Genomic DNA, 20,895 nt, shown 5'->3' on the forward strand with positions numbered 1-20,895 from the left:
GCTTAACCCTAAAAAGGTTAACACGGATGACACACGGACAAGGAGTAAATTATGTCTGGATTAAAGAAATCGTTGGGGACGTTCGATATTATTGCCCTAGCATTTGGTGCTATGGTAGGTTGGGGCTGGGTCGTCTTAGCTGGTGGCTGGATTTTATCTGCGGGCACATGGGGCGCTATGCTAGCGTTCTTAATTGGCGGTATAGCAGTGATACTGATTGGCGTTACTTACGCTGAGCTGGCATCATCAATGCCGATTACAGGCGGTGAGCATACTTATACGCACCGAGCATTGGGGGTCAATGTCTCTTTTATTTGCTCGTGGAGTATTTTGTTTGGTTACTTCTCAGTAGTCGCATTTGAGGCAGTAGCCCTACCAACAGTCGTTGAATACTTTATACCCAATTATAACCAAGGTTACCTATGGACCATTGCCGGTTGGGAAGTTTATGCCACGTGGGTAGGCGTCGGTATGCTAGGGTCGGTCGTTGTAACTTGGCTTAATATTCGTGGTATGGAAGTCAGTGCTTGGTTCCAGAAGACAGCAGTATTAGGTATCTTGTTTGTTGGTACGCTGCTAATTATCGGTGCAATACTATACAATCCTGAGACTTCAAATGCAGTGCAATCGCCAGCCTTTATCGGTGGAGTCGGTGGCATGATGGCGGTTATCGTGATGGTACCGTTTATGTTTGTAGGCTTTGACGTTATTCCGCAAGCGGCAGAAGAGATTGATCTGACACGTCCTAATATTGGTAAGTTTTTGATTGTCTCTATCGTCGTTGCTGTGATGTGGTATGTGGGCATCGCATGGAGCGTTGGTACGACATTGCCACTTTTGCAAGCGGAAAACTCAACGCTTGCTACTGCTGATGCAATGACTAACGCATGGCAAGGCAAATGGGCAGGTATCTTACTAGTTATTGGCGGTGTACTCGGTATTTTATCTAGCTGGAATGCGTTCCTAATCGGTGGCAGTCGTCTACTATATGCCATGTCAAAAGCGCATATGTTGCCAGCATTCTTAGGTAAATTACATCCAAAATACAACACACCTGTTAATGCAATTTTACTGATTGGTGGTCTTGCAACGCTAGCGCCATTGTTCGGTCGCAAGATGCTGGTGTGGATCGTTGATGCAGGTGGTTTTGGTATTGTTATCGCTTATACCTGTGTTGCTATCTCGTTCTTAGTGCTACGCTACCGCGAGCCTGATATGGTACGCCCGTTTAGAGTACCAGCTGGAAAGCTGGTAGGCATAATCACAATTGTTTTATGTTTTGGCCTACTTATTCTATATATGCCAGGTATGCCTTCGGCGCTTATAGGTGTTGAGTGGTGGATCTTCCTTGGTTGGACAGTGTTAGGTATTGCATTGTATGGCTATGCATCAGTTAAATATCCAGGTCAAAGTGAAGCAATCATGTCAGAAGAATTACGTCAATTGAAGATTGTGAATCAGTTGTGGTTAAAAGACAATCCGCCCAAAAGATAATATTTTAGATAAAATATTATCTTCCAATAAAAAAGCCTAACATTCAATGTTAGGCTTTTTTTCTAAAAAATTAATTCATTAATTACGATTTATCACGAATTAACTTATAGTTTAAAAATTCAGTGATACCAAGGGTACCAAGCTCGCGACCAAAACCTGAGCGTTTGACGCCGCCGAATGGGGTATTGGCTTCAGAACCAGAAGGTGAGTTGATCGTAACCATACCGACTTCCAATTGCTCAGCGATCTCTGCTGCTAATGCTGAGTCTTGAGTCTGAATGGAAGCACCAAGACCAAATGGGACATCGTTGGCAATCTTGATAGCATGTGCAACATCACGCGCCTTGTAGATGACTGCGACAGGACCAAATAGCTCTTGGCTATAGACATCCATTGAATCATCAACGTCTGCAAGTACGGCAGGAGCAAACCAAGCACCGGGCTTGTCTTTGACAATGCCGCCTTCAACCAATACAGTTGCGCCCGCTTTAATAGCACCGTCTAACTGCTCTTGCAAATTCTCCGCTGCACTCTGTGATGACATCGGTCCAATAAACGTTTTCTGATCTAACGGATCAGACAAAGTCATTCCACGTACGGCATCGGTGAAGCCTTTTACAAACTGGTCATACACGCTTTCGACGATGATTAAGCGTTTAGCAGCATTACAAGCTTGTCCCGTGTTACCAAAGCGACCTTCGATTGCACCTTTAACGGCTTGCTCAATATCAGCATCTGCTGCAACGATAAAAGCATCAGAACCACCAAGCTCTAAAACGACCTTTTTAAGGGCGCCGCCCGCTATTTTGGCAACCGCTTGTCCTGCACGCTCAGAACCTGTCAACGATACACCTTGCACTCTGCTGTCTTCAATAATAGTCGCTGCTTGATCGTTGGTAGCAAAGATATTGTTATAAACGCCATCAGGTAAACCGGCGTCTTTTAGGATCTCAACGACGACTTCTGCGGTATTAGGACACTGCGGCGCATGCTTTAGGATAATGGTATTACCCGCTACCACGTTTGGTGCCACAAAGCGTGCTACCTGATAATGCGGGTAGTTCCATGGCATAATGCCAAATAATACGCCAACTGGTAGCTTTTCTACCGAGGCTGAGCCTTGATCTACATCAATGGTATTTGGTGCTAATAGCTGCTCAGCATTGTCCGCATAATAGCGATAAATTTCAGCAACTAGGCCAATTTCACCCTTTGCTTGGGCAACTGGCTTGCCCATTTCTGTAGCAACCCTATCTGCCAGCTCATCCTGACGATCAATATAGATGTCAGCGACTTTATTTAATATTGCACTACGTTCGCTAAGAGACGTTTTTTGCCAGTCTTGATAAGCCGTATCAGCTTGCTCAATAGCATTCTGAATATCTTGTTCGTTTGCAGTAGGGTAAGTGGCTTCAACTTCGCCAGTAGCTGGGTTGGTTACTTGATATTCGCTCATAAATATTCCTTAGGTTCAAAATCCATTTCTGGTTGTTATTTAAAAAGGTGCTTACTCTGTTAAATTAATTTAAATCTTAGAATAAAGTCTTAAACTAAACAGCCCTTAACAGGTTTGTTGTTAATTAATCACAATTTGGCTGCTGGTTGCTGCTGGGTAATACAATGTATATTACCGCCGCCAAAGACAATCTCTTTCGTCCGTACTCCCACTACCTGATGGCTAGGAAAGACTTTTTCAAGCTGCGCAATTGCTAAACTGTCATTAATATCATCATATTGCGGTACGATAATGGCATCATTACAGATTAAAAAATTGGCATACGAGGCGATGCATACATCACCTGTACGACGTGCTTTAGCATCATCAGACTGCTCAACGTCGTAATGTTCAGGCAAAGTTACGGGGTCTTTAGTACAACAAAGCTTATGAACTTTCAAACGTCTACCTTTAGCATCTGTCATAGCAGATAACTGCTGATACGCTTTTTGCGTAGCGTCAAAAAACGGATGACTAGGATCATCGGTAAATAAGCAAACCACTTCACCGGGGCGCGCAAAACAAGCAATATCATCAATATGGCCTGTGGTCTCTTCAGGATCAATACCGTCATCGATCCATAGCACTTTTTGAGCATTAAGATAAGCTTTAAGCTGGTCTTCAATTTGGCGCTCGGTAAGATGCGGATTACGCCCAGAACTGAGCAGACACATACGCGTAGTCAGTACTGTGCCTTCGCCATCGACATGAAAAGCGCCACCTTCCATCACAAAACCTTCAGTACGATAGCGTTTGATATCTAAATAATCGCATAGACGCGCAGCTAACTTATCATCATCATCCCAAGGTGCATAAAGACCGTCATAGTCTCCGCCCCATGCATTGAAAGTCCAATCACAGCCGCGTAGCTCACCTGCATCATTGATTAAAAAGGTTGGAACGATGTCACGCGCCCATGCATCATTGCTCGGCATGGAGATGACTTCGATATCATCAGGCAGGCTATCACGACATTGTTGATAGTCATTAAGGTTGACTAAAACTGCGACCTCACAAAAGCGTCTGATAGCCATAGCTACCGCTGCATAAGCTGCTTTAGCAGGTATAGCTTGCTGACGCCAGTTATCCGCTCGATAGGGCCATACCATCCATACTTTCTGTAATGGCTCAAATTCCGCTGGCATATAAAAGCCGTCATCGGACGGAGTTGAGTCTTGAATGAGTTCAGACATATGAGTCACCTTGTTAGCAGTAGTATTTTAAGAAACGATTTTGTATGGCCTATATCAGTCATAGTTTGACATTATTTGCAGTTTAGCCATGGGTAAGTAAAGTGCCATACATAGATGGACGACGATCGCGGAAAACACCCCACTGATGACGATCACTGGCAAGCTTATCCAAATCAAAGGTTGCGCTAATCACTTCAGTTTTATCTGCTGAGGCTTCTTCGATAATCTCACCTCTTCCATCAGTGATAAATGAGCTACCGTAGAACGCCATAACGCTATCAACGCCGTTCTGCGTTATCGTCTCGGAGCCGATACGATTAGACGCCACCACTGGCATTAGGTTGGCTGCTGCATGACCTTGCATACAACGCTGCCAATGGCCTTTTGAGTTGATACCCAATGTTGGCTCATCACCAATCGCTGTCGGGTAAAATAATATCTCAGCACCCATAAGTGCCATACTACGCGCGCATTCAGGGAACCACTGATCCCAGCAGATACCTACACCAATCTTGGCATATTTGGTCTCCCAAACCTTGAATCCAGTATCGCCTGGGGTAAAATAAAACTTTTCGGCGTAAGGAATACCATCTGGTATGTGGGTTTTACGATAAGTGCCCAGTATTTCGCCATCGGCATCAATCACGGTGACACTATTAAAAAAAGTATTACCTGATTTTTCATAAAAGCTAATCGGTAGTACCACTGCTAGCTCTTTGGCCAAGTTTCTAAAGTGTTTGATAGCAGCGTTGTCTGCTACTGAGGTAGCAAGCTTAAAATAATCGAAGTCATGAACTTGGCAAAAGTAGGGGGTCTCAAACAACTCTTGTAGCAAGATAATATTGGCGCCAGCCTTGGCAGCTTTAGTGACTAAATCAGTAGCGATATCAATATTTTGTTGTTTATCCCAGCTACAAGCCATCTGAGTGGTAGCAACGGTTACAGTGCGCATAATCTAATTCCTTTTATAGGCGGATAAGTAATGTCGGACAAAAAGATGATGTTGGACAGTTAATAATGGGCAACTACCAATCAGTAATTGCCCATGGTTTAACGGTTAATAATAACGCTAATCAATACTTAAGCCATCATATAACCTAAGCCTAAGAAGGTTACGACGGACAATACTGCACCAAGCATCGCATAGGGGAACTGCGTAAAGGCATGCTGCATCGGTGAACAGCCAGCTCCTTGTGCTGCTAGTAATGATGAATCACTAAAGAAACAAGCATGGCTACCAAATGAAGAGGCAGATAATAATGCGCCGATCATCAATGGTGTACTAACACCTAATGCTAATGAGATTGGAAATACAATTGGCATTGCTAGAACGTATAGACCCCAGCTTGACGAAGTCGCGAATGTTAAGAAAGCCATAACGGCAAAAATAACTGCTGGGAAAATTATAATAGTCATGTAAGGGGTAATGGCATCGATAACATAAGTTGTCATGCCAAGGCTATCATTGATTTCTTTCAAGAAGAAACCACCAATGACGGTTGAAAGTGGGTAAAGCATGACCTTAAAGCCTTTAAAGATAGCTTCAACTTGCGTATCAAAATTCAAGATGCCTTGTATCCAATAGATGATAACCGTTACAAAACAGGTAAATAATGCACCACGTAATAGATCAACCTCAAAATAAATCGTTGAGCCGATTAATAGGATCATAGGAAAGGCGAAGTTAAATATATTGGCCTTAAAAGAGAGCTTGCGTTTGGCTTGTACGTTAGAGACTAGCTGCTCTTCTACAAACGCTTCAGGAACAGGATTGCCAGCTTTGGCGCGTGCTTCCGCTTTTTTCATCGGACCCCAATCGCCTAAAATACCGTAGGCTACCAAAAAGACGATAAGGAGAGCAAACCACGCGTAGGCCATAAAGGGAATAGCACTAATATAGAGCGACAGCCCGCCACCTTCTACTGCGACATTATTTTCTTCTAATAAACCTGCAAAATAGACGGCCCACGTAGAAATAGGAACAATTACACACATCGGCGCAGCTGTTGAATCGACAATATAAGCAAGCTTCTCACGGGATACATTGTAGACATCAGTAAGTTTTTTGACAGACGTTGAGACTGCTAAACAGTTTAGATAATCATCAATGAAGACCACAACGCCCAAAGCAAATGTAGCCAATAGTGACTGTCTACGCGACTTGATTATTTTTTGTAGCCATTCGCTAAAGCCGTCTAAACAACCGCTAATCTCGAGCAATTGAATAAGACCACCCATTAGGCCACAAACTAAAACAATCCAGATAATAGTCTCATTACCTAGAACCATAGAAATATTGTCAGCAAAAGGTGAGACCAGATTGAAGGGATTAAGCATCACCAGACCAGCGACACAGCCCGCTATCATCGACTCAAATGGACGTCTAGAGATAATAGCAGTGACTAGTACTAGTAGCGTTGGTAGTAGTGATAAGGCGCCCCATGATTCAGATGCATCACGAGTGGTTGAGAGCCAAACAAAAGCAAGGTAAATGGCTATACCCACTACCAGCGTTAGAAAAACTCGCTTGTTATGATACTGTCCTTCAACAGCATCATTGAGCTTCATATTCATATTTACACTCCTTGTAAAACCTCATTGTTTTTGTAGAACAAAATTCGTTCTTTAATTAGTTCTTAATAGGAGTGGCGAATCGACTTCCTATCAAGCCCATCACAACACTCCATTGTTATGATGGTGTAATGTAACAACGATCCTCAAAATAAAGATTTTAAAACTGGACTATTATCTATTAATAAATCCAGCCAGTCTACATGCCAGTACTATCTTTTAGGGCGTACCACCATGATCCCATCATAGAATAAGGAACCCTTAATGCACGGCCACCTGGGAAAGGTATCCACGGAATCTTGGTAAAAGTATCGAACTCTGCGGTCTTCCCATTAATAGCATCAGCTAGTATCTGTCCAAATAAATGTGATCCTGTTATACCATGGCCACTATAGCCATGAGCAAAAAATACTCGGTCATGTAGCTTACCTAGTTGTGGCACACGAGAAAAAGACAAGGCAAAATTACCACTCCATGCATAGTCTATTTTGACATCGCGCAACTCTGGAAATATTTTATTCATATTAGGTCTGATCTTGGCAGTGATGTCGGCTGGGTCTTGACCACCGTAAACAGTACCGCCACCGAATAACATACGTTTGTCGGCAGAAAGACGGTAGTAATCAAGAATATAGCGTACATCTTCAACACAGACATCAGTTGGGAGTAGTTGGTCTGCTAGATCTCCTAAAGGTTCGGTAGCGATAATCTGAGTGGATACTGGCATAACACGGTCAGTCAGTTTTGGAATGACTTTATTTAAATAAGCATTGCCGCAAATAACCGCTTGCTTACAAGTAACCGTGCCAAACTCGGTAATAATTTTGATAGAGTCATCAGCATACTCAATATCAACCATGAGCGTATTTTCATAAATGATACCGCCGCCTTGTTCAACAGCAACAGCTTCACCAAGCGCAAGATTTAACGGGTGAAAATGCCCACCCGAGTGATCAATGACTCCGCCTACATAAGCATCTGTTTTTATATGCTCTTGAATACCATGCTTGTCTAACATCTCTCGATCATGCATACCATGGCTTTCCCACAGTGCATGCGTTTCTTGTAAATCTTTTAATTGACCGTTATTTAAAGCGGCAAAGATATTTTTTTCTTTTAGGTCACAGTCAATATTGTAGTCGCTGATGAAACGGCGAATGATTTTGCCACCGCGAGTCACTAGCTGACCGACAAAGTCTGCATTCTGTTGACCATAAGACTTTTTAATCTTTTGTAGACTAGCGTTGAGTCCGTTGACAATCTGACCGCCATTACGTCCTGATGCGCCCCAGCCAATCTGTGCCCCTTCAAGAACGACGACCTCGTGATCAGTCTCAACAAGATGTAATGCTGTTGATAAGCCACTATAGCCGCCACCAACCACACAAATCTCAGTTTGAATGTCGTTTTTCAAAGCAGGTCTGTCGGGCTTAGGATTACGACTGGCAGCATAATAACTATCAGGGTATTGACCTTTGTCTGAATAATGCGGGATATTGCGCTTGTTATTAGACTGAAGGTTTTGATCCATAGGCGGAGTAGCATTGCTATTTGACATATTAGACATCCTGTAAATAGGTGAGGTATTCAAGGTTAGTGACTTGCTGAGCAAAGCGCTTGGCTTCTTGCTTTTTGACTGCGATTAACAGCTCAATCATCTCGCTTGGGAATAAAGAGTCAATTAAATCGCTGCTTTCAAACTTACGGATAGCTGAGAGCCAATCTAAAGGCAAGGTTTTAAGCTCAGCTTCGTTATAAGTAATGCTGTTAATTGGTTCTGGGGCTTCAAGCTTGTTTTCGATGCCATATAACATGCCTGCTAAAACTGCACTACAGACTAGATATGGGTTAGCATCTGCACCAGATACACGGTGCTCAATGCGGCGTGCTCTAGAATCGCCACCAGGGACACGAACTGCCGCTGTACGATTCTCATAACCCCATGAAATGTTGTTTGGTGCCAGTGTACCAGGGGTAAAACGGCGATAAGAGTTAACATGTGGGGCAAATAATAAGGTGCAATCTGACATAGTCTTTAGCAGACCTGCGACCGCATGACGTAACATGTCTGAGCCTTCATCTGACCCATCATCAAACACATTATTGCCGTCTTTATCAAGCAAGCTACAGTGGACATGAAAGCCATTGCCCGATTGTAGACCAAAAGGTTTTGCCATAAAGGTGGCAGTTAACTTGCGACGTGCAGCGACAGCTTTAACAACTTGTTTGAACAAAATAGCATCATCAGCTGCTTTTAACGGATCGTCAACGTGTAATAAATTAATCTCAAACTGACCGCAACCGTTCTCAGCTAAAGCTGCATCAACGGGAATATCAAGTTTTTCGCATTGAGCATAGACTTCATCTAAAAATTCATCGAATTGTAGCAAGTCATTGATACTTAAAATTGAGGTTTTATTTAATCTCAAACCGCTTTTTGGACGGATAGGTGGTTTTGGAGTTTCACCTTCAATGTAGTCAACCAGATAAAACTCAAGTTCAGTTGCCATCACTGGCGTGAGTCCAAGCGCTTTGAATTTTTTACTGATGTAATCTAAAACGTGTCTAGCATCACCGTAATAAGGCTCATTGTCTTCGGTATATAGCCAAACGGGTAGCAAGGATGATGGTGCACTAGTGTTAAGAAGTGGATATGCTGCGCGGCCTGTAGGACGGGCAATGGCATCTATATCACCATTACATTGAGATGACTCGATGACATCAGCGCCCCAAATATCGACTCCTAAGATTGACAAAGGTAATCGTATCGCACCGTTTTCTGCTTTTTCCATCTGATTAAAAGGGATGCGCTTACCACGAAGTAAGCCATTAATATCACCTGCTGCAACATATACATATTCGGTGTTGTTTGCAGATTCGACCATTCCATTGGTTGTCGTCATGTCTATAATTCCTATTAATTTTGATGATTTCTTGGGTTGTTGTTACTACGTTTTTAATAGCTGTCATTTATAACCTTTTAGTAGAGGTTATAAATGGTTTTAAATAAAACATTGGCTATAAGTGATGCAAAAGATAAGAGCTGATTTACTTGCTACGAGTCATTATCAACGTTAATTAATTTATTTTTTACAATAATATTAACTACTTAACGTTATTTCATAACCACATTTATCAATTTGTTTAATGTATAAAATGTGTCTTTTGTCTTACTGATGTCCTCCAATATATGACTGAAATTTATATATGTCAATTTTTATTTAAAACTATTGAAAAGTAATTTATTACATTCATATTTATTAATGGATATTAATAATGAAGTTTATAGTTTACATTTTAGGAGTGAATATGTTAAATTTTAGTCCATGAGAAGCTCATACTAGGCTTTTAGGTTTAGATGTCACATTCAGGGAAGACTAACATGCATACTTTCAGACCAATTATCGCTATTGTCTCTTGTCACAAAATGGTTGATGGTCAGCCAGCACAAGCGGTTTATCAAAAATATATCGATGCAGTAAACTTCTATGGCGGTAATCCCATATTGCTGCCAAACACTGCTGCTGATAGTGAAAATTTTGATGCACTGCTAGAAATTGCTGATGGCATATTATTAACTGGCAGCTATAGTAACGTCGCACCGACACGCTATGGAGCAACGCATATTGAAGAAAAGCAAGATTTGGGTCGTGATGATCTCAGTTTTAAGCTGTTGGCATATGCTGATAAAACTGGCACGCCCTTATTAGCGGTTTGCCGAGGTTTACAAGAGATGAATGTCCATTTTGATGGAACGTTGCATCCAGATTGGCGTGACATAGATGGATTTTATGAGCCGCATTTAGAAGACAATACACAACCACTTGAAGTGCAGTATCAGCCGGTACATGACGTTATCATTCAGCCGAAGGGAAGGTTAGCGGCGTTTGGCAAAGAGTGGCATGTTAACTCGCTACACAAGCAAGCTATCAGTGAAGTAGGCGAGCGCTTATTTGTTGAAGCAATGGCCCCTGATGGGCTAGTAGAAGCTATAAGCTTAGTACAACATCCATTTATGATTGGTGTACAATGGCATCCTGAGTTAAATTATGCGCAAGATAACTTGTCCAAATTTCTATTCACGGAATTCATTCAATATGCCAGCAAAAAACTCTCTAGATAATATTACTGATACTGATACTGATACTGATACTGATACTGATACTGATACTGATACTGATACTGATACTGATACTGATATCGACGATGAATTGATACCTGACAAAGTGTCGGCAGTGCTCGAAACAGATGAACAACCAGAAGAAGATATTGGCAAAAAGATTAATCAGCTGCGCCTTGCTAAAGGTTACTCACAACGTAAACTAGCAAGGATGGCAGGACTGACCAATACTTCAATTAGTGCTATTGAACGCAATAAAGTTAGTCCAGCAGTCAATACATTAAAAGCAATATTAGAGGTGTTAGGTTCTGATCTCACCACCTTTTTTAGTGATGAATGGAAAGAGCCTAAGGCGAGAGTAGTGGTTACCCCTAAGGATTTGATTGAGCTCAGTGAATCTAATAGTAGAGTTTCACTCAAGCAGGTATATAACTGCAGCACAACAAAGAATCTAGGATTCCTGATTGAGACTTATCAACCGAATAGCTCTACTGAAGAGAAGATCGCTCATGAAGGAGAAGAGATTGGCACGGTCATCGAAGGCAAAATTCTTATCCGCATCGAAGAGACCACGTATTTGCTAAATCAGGGTGATAGCTATGTGATTGATACTATGAAGCCGCATACTTTTATCAATCCTAGCGATATTGTCACTCGTATCGTTAGTGCGCATACACCAACGACTTATTAAATTAGAATCTTAGTAAATCTTGTTTAGTAGTATGTTATAGAGTGATATGTCGATAAATTTCGCTGTCTATTTTTATCGATTATTATCAACTTCCTTCTTATTCGTGTTGTCTGTCTTTTTGATAACTACCTTAGAGTCGCCCATCGCTTTTGGCGACTTTTTTAATAGCTCAACCTTAGTACCTTCTGGCCTTTTGTGAATAGATTCGATAACAGGTTTGTTAATAGCTTTCAGATGCTTTTTAGATCTCTTTAATGAGTGAGCCTTCAATAGTGCTTGTTCTTCCGCTTGTAGCTCGTCATATAGACTTTGATAGACCTCAATCGTCTCTTTAATCATCTCACGCATGGTGAATTTATCTGTCATCTCAGGACGAGTGACGCTCTCTAGTTGACTTTTAACGACTTTGCACAGTGCTTGAGCACTGTATTTTTTGACCAATCCTTGGGGGTATAGAGGTTGCAAAATTTCACTAAATGCGGCTTGATCCCAACCTACTACTGGTGTGCCCAAATGAATCGCTTGTAGTGCATTAATACCAATAGATTCAGGCTCATTAGCAAGTGCCATCACGATATTTGCTGCTGATAACCACTCACGCATATCATTACGCTTACTGCCAACATAGGTGATGCGGTCCGCAAGCTCAAGAGCGTGAGTACGTTGCCGAAAATCCTCGTGTGCTACATCGCCATCTCTATGATCTTCGTCCATTATAATCGCGTGGATATTGGGAAATTGTTCCTGCAAATTTCCCAAAATATCAATCAGCCATTCTTGACCATACTCATTACCGATTACCGTTGGGAATACCAGCCACTTTTTATGTTCAAGCTCAGGGTATTCTGCAAAAGTCCGTCGTAACCAGTATACGGATGGGTTATGGCGATACGGATAACGACGCGTATCAACACCGCGGTAAATGCGTTTGATTGCTTTAGAGTCGATATCTTCGCGTTGTAGTCCTTTTCTTAAATAATTCGTCACACTGTCTGATACCGTAATAATGGTATCGACATCGAGTAACGCTTGTGAGTATTTATTAATAGAATAAAAGCCATACATGGTTGAGACTAATTTTGGCCGACGTTTTACGCGTGCGCGACGTAAGGCTAAATGTAATATCCAAGCAGGCGTGCGTGAATGCACATGGATAATATCAGGATTGTATTGTTCAATAAGATGACGTAACGGTGCGACCTGTAATAAGGATAACCACGACTTTTTATACATATGTAGCTGATGGTATATATTGCCATCACGCTCTAAACGTTTGACCAAATCGTTATCATCATTAGCGCTAGAGATAATAATGGAGGTATGTCCATTTTTGACCAAGGCACGCCCAAGATGAAAAATACCGCGTTCGGATTCATCATGCTTTAAAGACGACAGTAAGCGCATAACTTTCATAATAGCGTTGGTCACCAGTTAAAATATCAAGCTGCTATTGTCAGTTAAAAGCGCTAAAAACTCAACCATGAAGGCTAATTAGAGGTTACAAATAATTTTAGCAGTTATGTTTTTATAATAAATGTAATTATAGAATGTTTGATCAAAAGTCAGCGCCGTTTTTGCAGGTGCTCAGCATTAGGCAATACTTGTTTTTCACTTAAATATTTCCAGTAGCGCTGCGGTAAATATTGCTTATGCAAACGCGGGTTTTTACGCTCTTTGATATTGACGTTGGTAAAGTAACCTTGCCAAAATTTCTGATAGCGCTGTTCATCCTCACTATGAATACTGGCAGGATTACGTAGTACGGCATCATCAAGGTCAGTAATGGTCTGCAAGGCTGCAGGGCGCGAAGGTGTACTTTGGCTCTTGTCATAATAAATACCATAACCACGAGCCAAATCATAAATCGCCCAGTGCTGATCTTGGTAACGCTGCCGAAAATGCTCACCAATCAAGGGCAAAACATTAAAATCAGGCTCAACGCGAGCAAAGTAGATATCATCAGTCGTATGCTCAAAACGCACAAACGCTTCCATGCGATGCTTCTCACGACCGACAGACTTTACCGTCTGTACCAACTCCAGCACATCTAAATTACCCAAATCTTCCATAATATGACGGCTAGGGTAATCAATAGCGTATTTAATCACCTGAAATAAAGTGGTGCCGATGTTGTCTTTTTCAGACAAAAATCCCCATAAAATATTGCGCATACCTGAACGACCTAATAGCTTATTCAGTTTTATCAGTACGCGTTCGGCTTTATCTTCATCAATACTAACATTAGCTGCTTGAGCTATTAGTGAAGGTACGTAACAGTCCTGAGCGGTCAGTTGTAACGATTCATCGTCTTGTAATCGGTTGGCATATACGTAAAATACGGCGCTTAGCCAACCCTCAAAACTTGGCTCATAAAGCACAATACTGGGCGTTAAGTGACCGATAGCGTACGTTGTGTGTTGCGCAAGTTGCGACATCGTCTATCCTAAGATAACATTTAGAATGTAGTGGCTTATTTTATAAATAATTTTTAACACTATATTTAAAATAATGCCAACTGCCCACTGCGCTGATCTTTAAACTTGGTCTGCGTTTGGGCAAGTACATATTGGCGGAAGTTGTCACGCGTTAAATGCGCAAGGTGCTCGTTTTTACCTGTAGTAGCAATGAAGTATTTGGCACGATTGACCGCTGCGCCCATCTTTTTTAAATGATAAAGCGTTAACTGATTAAACTTGCGTGCCTTCACTATCTTTTTAGCTGTCTTAGTACCGATACCTGGAATGCGCACAATCATCTCGTAGCTCGCCGTTTGAATATTGACAGGAAAGTGTTCGCGATGGCGAATAGCCCAAGCCAGTTTTGGATCGCAATCTAAATCTAAAAATGGTGATTCAGGTTCAACAATTTCATGTGCGCCAAAACCATAAAAACGCATCAGCCAATCGGCTTGATATAGGCGGTTTTCACGTACCATCGGTACTGGTGTGCCAATCGCTGGCAGGCGACTATCGGATAGCATTGGTACGTAACCAGAATAGTAAACGCGCTTAAGGTCATACTGTTTATAAAAATGACTCGATAACTGGATCACCTGTAAGTCGGTTTCGTTACTAGCACCGACTATCATCTGGCTGGTTTGACCAGCAGGTACAAACTTAGGGGCTTTTTTATGAGTTTTACGGCTTTCACGAATAGTGATGATTTCTTCTTTTACCGTTTCCATCGGTGCTTTTAATTGCTCGTGCGACTTCTCTGGTGCGAGCAAAGCTAGACCAGACTTGGTGGGAATCTCGATATTAACGCTGAGACGGTCTGCATATAATCCAGCTTCTAACAGTAATTCTTTTGAAGCGCCCGGAATGGTTTTTAAGTGAATATAACCGTTAAAGCGCTCACGGGTACGTAATATCTTAGCGACTTCTACCAAGCGCTCCATCGTATGGTCGCCACTTTTAAAGATATCTGAGCTAAGAAACAGCCCTTCGATATAGTTGCGACGATAAAACTGCATGGTTAGATCAACGACTTCCTCGACACTAAAAGCCGCGCGCGGGGTGTCATTGCTTTTGCGGGAGGTGCAGTACGCGCAATCATAGATACAGTGATTGGTCAGCAGAATTTTAAGCAAGCTGACACAGCGACCATCTTCGGTATAGCTGTGACAGATACCTGTTGCTGAGGCGTCACCGAGACCACCGCCTTGGTTTTTGCGAGTGCCAGCGGATGAGGAGCAAGAGACATCATACTTAGCGGCATCCGCTAAAATGTTGAGCTTACCTTGCAGTCGTTCATAATTGATGGTTGCCATAAGTGGTAGTTACCAATGAATTAATGAAAGACTATTTTATCAAATTTGTAGTTAAGTCATTGTATTTATAGGATTATTTATAAAACAACACGACAGGTAGTGTCGTACTGCAAATAAATGATATTACTGGTAAAAACTGCTCAAATGATTGTATGAAAAATTAATTAAAAAATTTCACCAACTAAAAAAGGCCTTGCCAACTATAAAACTAGTCCGCAAGACCTTTTATCAACTTTAGTATTTATTAAGTAATAATACTCTAAAATCTAATTTTTATTGAACCTTAGCGCGTATAACCACGGTTTGTGGAGTATTGGCATCAAGATTGACCAAATTCCATTTTAGACCAGAATAGTTCTCTTTGATAACAACAGTGTTGCCAACTTGTTGAATGGTTTGATAGCTGTCACCGCCAGTAGTAGCGAGCGTCGGTAGTGGGCTATTTAGCGATACTAATTTGACGCCAGTTGGTAATGAAACCATGGCATTAATATCATTCACCGGTTGTGCAGTAGTATTAGTATAAGTGGTGTGATATTCAATGACATCACCGGGTGCAACATGATTAGCAGGCACCGCAAGCTCACGACCATCACTGTTTTTTAGAATTTTCATAATTTTGGTTTGCGCGCCAACGATATCAGGCGTACTAAAAGTCGGTTGTAATTGCAAGGTATCCAAAGATGTCGTTGCAGAGACTATTTGGCTGGTCATCGGTTGGCTGCTAATCACTTGGGTCGTTGCTGTTTGATTGATAACAGGCAGCGATACATTGGTAGCGACAGGCAGCACTTGGGCCACTGTATTTACAGGAGTGGTCAACACACCTGCTCGGGTAACTTGGTTGGTCACCGGTATGGTATTGAGGGGTATGGTATTAACGGGGACTGTAGTGATAGTTGTACTGCCCTGAGTAGTGCCTTGATGAATAGTATAACGTGGCACATTAGAGATTTGAGTGACTGCAAACGGTAGGCCGTCTTGCATCGTAATACTATTAGGCGTGGCAGTGATGGTAGCGGTTTTGCCATCAGAGTACTGCTCAACGACGGTAGTACTACCAGTCGTAGGCTGGCTAATCACAATTTCAGGAGCAGCATTTGCTGTAGAAGTAGCAAGAATACAACCAGTAAGAACACCAATAATAGCAGTGCTAATGCACACCGGTTGAGTTTTGTTAAGTATTTTTGGCATATTAAGATTGATGGTCATAACAGAGTCCTTTCAGATAATGATAAATGAAGCTAAGATAATTAAATACATAGATATAAAAAACCCTCGTGGGTTGACAATCTAAATCATGTCAACCCACGAGGGTAGGAACCTTAATGGAAACCAGCAATTCGACCGACACCATTTACAAGATACGTATTAATTTAAACCCAAACAATTATGCACTAAAAAAATTATATTAGAAAAGCACAATTGTGTAATTTATAAAATATTAAGTAGCTGTAAGAAGGTTCTATAGTCAGTAGCTATAAATATCTATACTAACCGTAGATGATTTTCATCACTTCATACTCAACCACACCTTTTGGTGTTTCAATACGGGCTTCATCACCTTCAAACTTACCGATAAGACCACGAGCGATAGGCGAGTTGACAGAGATTTTGCCTGCTTTAAAGTCAGCCTCGTCATCACCAACGATCTGGTAATGTTTTTCTTCTTCAGTTTCCATGTTTTCAATAACGACGGTCACGCCAAATACTACACGACCTTCTTGTTTTAAAGTCGCAGTATCAATCACTTGTGCTCCACCAAGTTTTGCTTCGATGTCACGAATACGTGCTTCACAAAACCCTTGCTGCTCACGGGCGGCATGGTATTCAGCGTTCTCTTTTAGGTCGCCGTGTTCGCGAGCTTCAGCAATAGAAGCAGTGATGCGCGGACGGTCGATACTTTTTAACTGTTTTAATTCGGCTTCTAAAGCCGCATGTCCTTGCGGAGTCATGGGATAACGTTGCATGTTTTTTTCCTTAAACCAATAACATCACACCACCTCATAAGAGATGGTGTCAGCGTTATTGCAATGAATGTGAATATAAAAAAGGCGGTGTTTGCGTTATGTGATCTTTAGATCGTCAATAATTTATTGGTTTGTTCAGTAGCTCACGATAAGCTTACGTAATAAAAAGCATAGTCGCAGGTAGGCCACTATGCTTTTCAAAATGATTACGACATTAAGGTTACGACTATAATTCTAAACACTGTAATTTTGAACTAAGAAATATGTGTTAAGTCGTCATTACTATTATGCTTAATCTACTGAAGTTATTCAACCAAGTCAATAGACTTTGCTTGCTCATGCAAATCTTGTAGCTTATACACATCAAACGGTAAGTCGATAGCATAAGATTTACAGACTGCATCTGCTGCACCTAAGGTAGTAACGTAGAATACTTTACCTTGTAGCGCACTACGGCGAATAGAAAATGAGTCCTCTTGCGCCTGTTTGCCTTCGGTCGTATTGATAATAAGGTCAATCTTGCCGTTTTTCAAGGCATCAACGATATGCGGGCGACCTTCAGTGACTTTGTTGATTTTCTTACATTCAATACCGTTATCGCTCAGCACTTTTTGCGTACCAGTGGTAGCGACAATGTTAAAGCCAAAGTCTACCAATTGACGAGCGATGGGAGTAACTTGTTCTTTATCGCTATCACGTACTGAGATAAAGACCGTTTTGGTTTCGCCTTCAGTTGGTAAGCCAGGCAAGCGCTCATTGCTACCGATAACCGCTTTATAGAAGGCTTCGCCAAAGGTTTTGCCAACGCCCATGACCTCACCCGTTGATTTCATCTCAGGGCTCAAGATTGGATCGACGCCAGGGAATTTAGCAAATGGGAATACTGCTTCTTTTACGGCATAAAATGCAGGAACAATCTCTTTAGTAAAGCCTTGATCTTTTAGCGAGGTTCCAGCCATACAGCGCGCCGCAATTTGCGCTAATGACGTACCGATACATTTGGAGACAAAAGGCACGGTACGAGCGGCACGAGGGTTGACCTCAAGAATATAAACCGTTTCACCTTTTACCGCGAACTGTACGTTCATCAGACCGATAACGCCAAGCTCTTTTGCCATGGCAACGGTTTGAGCGCGCATCACATCACATAATTCTTTAGATAGTGAGTAAGGTGGTAATGAACACGCTGAGTCACCAGAGTGGACGCCTGCCTGTTCAATATGCTGCATGATACCGCCAATCACCACGTCAGTACCATCGCAGACACAGTCAACATCGACTTCGATGGCATCATCCAAAAAGCGGTCTAACAATACTGGCGCTTCGTTTGAAGCTTGTACCGCTGTGCGCAAGTAATGTCTGAGCTCGTCTTCGTTATAGACGATTTCCATCGCACGGCCACCTAAGACGTATGATGGGCGCACTACCAATGGATAACCAACGTCTTTTGCTTTAACCAAGCCGTCTTCCAAACTAGTTGCTAGAGCGTTTGAAGGTTGAATTAGGTCTAATTGATGAATCATATGTTGGAAGCGTTCACGATCTTCAGCACGATCAATGGCGTCAGGGCTAGTACCAATGATTTTTACGCCAGCAGATTCTAAAGCGCGGGCAAGTTTCAATGGGGTTTGACCGCCGAATTGTACGATAACGCCATCAGGATTTTCGATACGCACGATTTCAAGCACGTCTTCTAAGGTAATTGGTTCAAAATATAGACGGTCTGAGGTGTCATAATCGGTTGAAACTGTTTCAGGGTTACAGTTAACCATGATGGTTTCGTAACCATCTTCGCGCATCGCAAGGGCAGCGTGTACACAGCAATAGTCAAACTCGATACCTTGGCCAATACGGTTAGGACCGCCACCGATCACCATGATTTTCTTGTTATCAGTTGGATTGGCTTCACATTCGCTGTCATACGTTGAGTACATATAAGCGGTGCTAGTGGCAAACTCTGCCGCACAAGTATCGACGCGCTTATAAACGGGGTAAACGTTTAAATCCCAGCGTTTCGTACGTAGCTGCTTTTGTGAGACGCCAAGCAGTTTCGCCAAACGTAAATCTGATAAACCTTTACGTTTAAAGCTACGCAAATTCTGTTCGGTTAGGCCACCGAAGCCTAAGGTTTTAACTTGTGCTTCGGTTTTAACGATGTCTTCGATTTGCACCAAGAACCATGGGTCGATTTTGGTAAAGTTAAACACTTCGTCGACGCTCATCCCAACGCGGAAAGCATCTGCGACATAATAGATACGCTCAGGAGTAGGGATGGTCAAGCGATTGGTAATCTCGCTACGGGCTTTCTCAACGCTGACTTTTGATAAATCAATTTGCTCATCAAAACCATCATTGCCTGTTTCCATGCCGCGCAAGGCTTTTTGCATTGATTCTTGGAAGTTACGGCCAATCGCCATGACTTCGCCGACTGATTTCATCTGCGTCGATAGGATATTGTCCGCTTGCGGGAATTTTTCAAAGTTAAATCTCGGTATCTTAGTAACGACATAATCAAGCGCAGGCTCAAAGCTTGCTGGCGTTTTGCCACCAGTGATGTCGTTTTGCAACTCATCTAACGTATAACCAATAGCAAGTTTTGCCGCGATTTTCGCAATCGGGAAGCCAGTGGCTTTTGATGCTAATGCTGATGAGCGTGATACGCGCGGGTTCATCTCGATGACGACCATACGACCCGTGTCAGGGTTGATACCGAACTGGACGTTTGAGCCGCCTGTTTCCACACCAATCTCACGCAGTACGGCTAATGAAGCATTACGCATGATTTGGTATTCTTTGTCGGTCAAGGTTTGTGCTGGTGCAACCGTGATCGAATCGCCAGTGTGTACGCCCATTGGGTCAAAGTTTTCAATGGTACAGATAATGATGCAGTTGTCGTTTTTGTCACGAACCACTTCCATCTCATATTCTTTCCAACCGATTAGCGATTCATCGATAAGTAATTGATGGTTCGGCGATAAGTCAAAACCGCGCTCACAAATCTCGATAAACTCATCGCGATTATAAGCGATACCGCCGCCTGAGCCGCCCATCGTAAATGATGGACGAATGATACAGGGATAGCCCATTTTCTCTTGGGTCGCAAAAGCTTCTTCCATGGTCTCAGCAGTTTCAGCGCGAGGACATTCAAGGCCGATACGCTTCATGGCTTTATCGAATAAGTTGCGGTCTTCTGCCATCTCAATCGAGTCTTTGGTCGCGCCAATTAGCTCGCAATTGTATTTGGTCAATACGCCGTGTTTGTCTAATTCTAAGGCACAGTTTAGAGCAGTCTGTCCGCCCATAGTTGGCAAGATGGCATCAGGACGTTCTTTGGCAATGATTTGCTCAACCGTCTGCCAAGTAATTGGCTCGATATACGTCGCATCCGCCATGGTAGGGTCGGTCATGATGGTCGCAGGGTTTGAGTTGACCAAGATGACGCGGTAGCCTTCTTCTTTTAGCGCTTTACACGCCTGCGCGCCTGAATAGTCAAACTCACATGCTTGGCCGATGACGATAGGGCCTGCGCCAATGATAAGAATGCTTTTTATGTCGGTACGTTTTGGCATAGTTAGGGCTACCTTCGTTTGGG

15 protein-coding genes are annotated in these 20,895 nt (G+C 42.4%); 3 read left to right on the top strand and 12 right to left on the bottom strand.

Annotated elements, in window-relative coordinates:
- Nucleotides 1-51 precede the first annotated feature (51 nt).
- On the top strand, nucleotides 52-1,494 hold the full coding sequence (locus AK823_RS04390; RefSeq protein WP_068034930.1) for an APC family permease: 1,443 nt from the start codon (nucleotides 52-54) through the stop codon (nucleotides 1,492-1,494).
- Between the two features lie 82 nt (nucleotides 1,495-1,576).
- On the opposite strand, the gene AK823_RS04395 is transcribed toward AK823_RS04390, so the two are convergent.
- The 6 genes from AK823_RS04395 to AK823_RS04420 all read right to left on the bottom strand — a co-directional run bounded on the left by AK823_RS04395 (nucleotide 1,577) and on the right by AK823_RS04420 (nucleotide 9,656).
- Nucleotides 1,577-2,950, bottom strand: a complete 1,374-nt coding sequence (locus tag AK823_RS04395; RefSeq protein ID WP_068034931.1) for an NAD-dependent succinate-semialdehyde dehydrogenase — start codon at nucleotides 2,948-2,950, stop codon at nucleotides 1,577-1,579.
- 128 nt (nucleotides 2,951-3,078) lie between these two features.
- A complete protein-coding gene (gene aguA, locus AK823_RS04400; RefSeq protein WP_068326581.1) occupies nucleotides 3,079-4,182 on the bottom strand; it encodes an agmatine deiminase in 1,104 nt (367 codons plus the stop codon).
- 82 nt (nucleotides 4,183-4,264) lie between these two features.
- Nucleotides 4,265-5,137: an N-carbamoylputrescine amidase gene (gene aguB / locus AK823_RS04405; protein WP_203226592.1), complete on the bottom strand. Its 873-nt coding sequence runs from the start codon at nucleotides 5,135-5,137 to the stop codon at nucleotides 4,265-4,267.
- Between the two features lie 125 nt (nucleotides 5,138-5,262).
- Nucleotides 5,263-6,756: a Na+/H+ antiporter NhaC family protein gene (locus AK823_RS04410; RefSeq protein WP_068326587.1), complete on the bottom strand. Its 1,494-nt coding sequence runs from the start codon at nucleotides 6,754-6,756 to the stop codon at nucleotides 5,263-5,265.
- Nucleotides 6,757-6,952: 196 nt separating this feature from the next.
- Entirely contained in the window at nucleotides 6,953-8,311 is a 1,359-nt protein-coding gene (locus AK823_RS04415) for an FAD-binding oxidoreductase (RefSeq protein ID WP_228138910.1), read from the bottom strand.
- Nucleotide 8,312: 1 nt separating this feature from the next.
- Nucleotides 8,313-9,656, bottom strand: a complete 1,344-nt coding sequence (locus tag AK823_RS04420; RefSeq protein WP_068326590.1) for a glutamine synthetase family protein — start codon at nucleotides 9,654-9,656, stop codon at nucleotides 8,313-8,315.
- A 479-nt stretch (nucleotides 9,657-10,135) separates the two neighbouring features.
- On the opposite strand from AK823_RS04420, the gene AK823_RS04425 reads away from it, so the two are divergent.
- The gene (locus AK823_RS04425; protein ID WP_068034936.1) at nucleotides 10,136-10,876 is read left to right on the top strand and encodes a gamma-glutamyl-gamma-aminobutyrate hydrolase family protein; all 741 of its coding nucleotides are present in this window, start codon (nucleotides 10,136-10,138) and stop codon (nucleotides 10,874-10,876) included.
- A complete protein-coding gene (locus tag AK823_RS04430; protein ID WP_068326593.1) occupies nucleotides 10,851-11,564 on the top strand; it encodes a cupin domain-containing protein in 714 nt (237 codons plus the stop codon). Before AK823_RS04425 ends, AK823_RS04430 begins: the two co-directional genes overlap by 26 nt.
- Before the next feature lie 72 nt (nucleotides 11,565-11,636).
- Here the strand turns inward: AK823_RS04430 and AK823_RS04435 are convergent, their stop codons facing one another.
- The 6 genes from AK823_RS04435 to carB form a co-directional block, all read right to left on the bottom strand.
- Nucleotides 11,637-12,977, bottom strand: coding sequence for a glycosyltransferase family 4 protein (locus AK823_RS04435; RefSeq protein WP_082785634.1), 1,341 nt, complete (start codon nucleotides 12,975-12,977; stop codon nucleotides 11,637-11,639).
- Nucleotides 12,978-13,126: 149 nt separating this feature from the next.
- Entirely contained in the window at nucleotides 13,127-13,999 is an 873-nt protein-coding gene (locus tag AK823_RS04440; RefSeq protein ID WP_068326596.1) for a TIGR03915 family putative DNA repair protein, read from the bottom strand.
- A gap of 65 nt (nucleotides 14,000-14,064) precedes the next feature.
- Nucleotides 14,065-15,333 carry a putative DNA modification/repair radical SAM protein gene (locus tag AK823_RS04445; protein ID WP_068326599.1) on the bottom strand — a complete coding sequence of 423 codons (1,269 nt, stop codon included), beginning with the start codon at nucleotides 15,331-15,333 and terminating at the stop codon, nucleotides 14,065-14,067.
- Nucleotides 15,334-15,606: 273 nt separating this feature from the next.
- Nucleotides 15,607-16,545 (bottom strand): hypothetical protein, encoded by a 939-nt coding sequence (locus tag AK823_RS04450; protein ID WP_068326602.1) that lies wholly within the window; start codon nucleotides 16,543-16,545, stop codon nucleotides 15,607-15,609.
- A gap of 281 nt (nucleotides 16,546-16,826) precedes the next feature.
- Nucleotides 16,827-17,303 (bottom strand): transcription elongation factor GreA, encoded by a 477-nt coding sequence (gene greA, locus AK823_RS04455; RefSeq protein WP_068034942.1) that lies wholly within the window; start codon nucleotides 17,301-17,303, stop codon nucleotides 16,827-16,829.
- Nucleotides 17,304-17,608: 305 nt separating this feature from the next.
- The gene (gene carB, locus AK823_RS04460; protein WP_068326605.1) at nucleotides 17,609-20,872 is read right to left on the bottom strand and encodes a carbamoyl-phosphate synthase large subunit; all 3,264 of its coding nucleotides are present in this window, start codon (nucleotides 20,870-20,872) and stop codon (nucleotides 17,609-17,611) included.
- Between the last annotated feature and the right edge of the window lie 23 nt (nucleotides 20,873-20,895).

Source organism: Psychrobacter sp. P2G3, from assembly GCF_001593285.1.
GTDB lineage: Bacteria > Pseudomonadota > Gammaproteobacteria > Pseudomonadales > Moraxellaceae > Psychrobacter.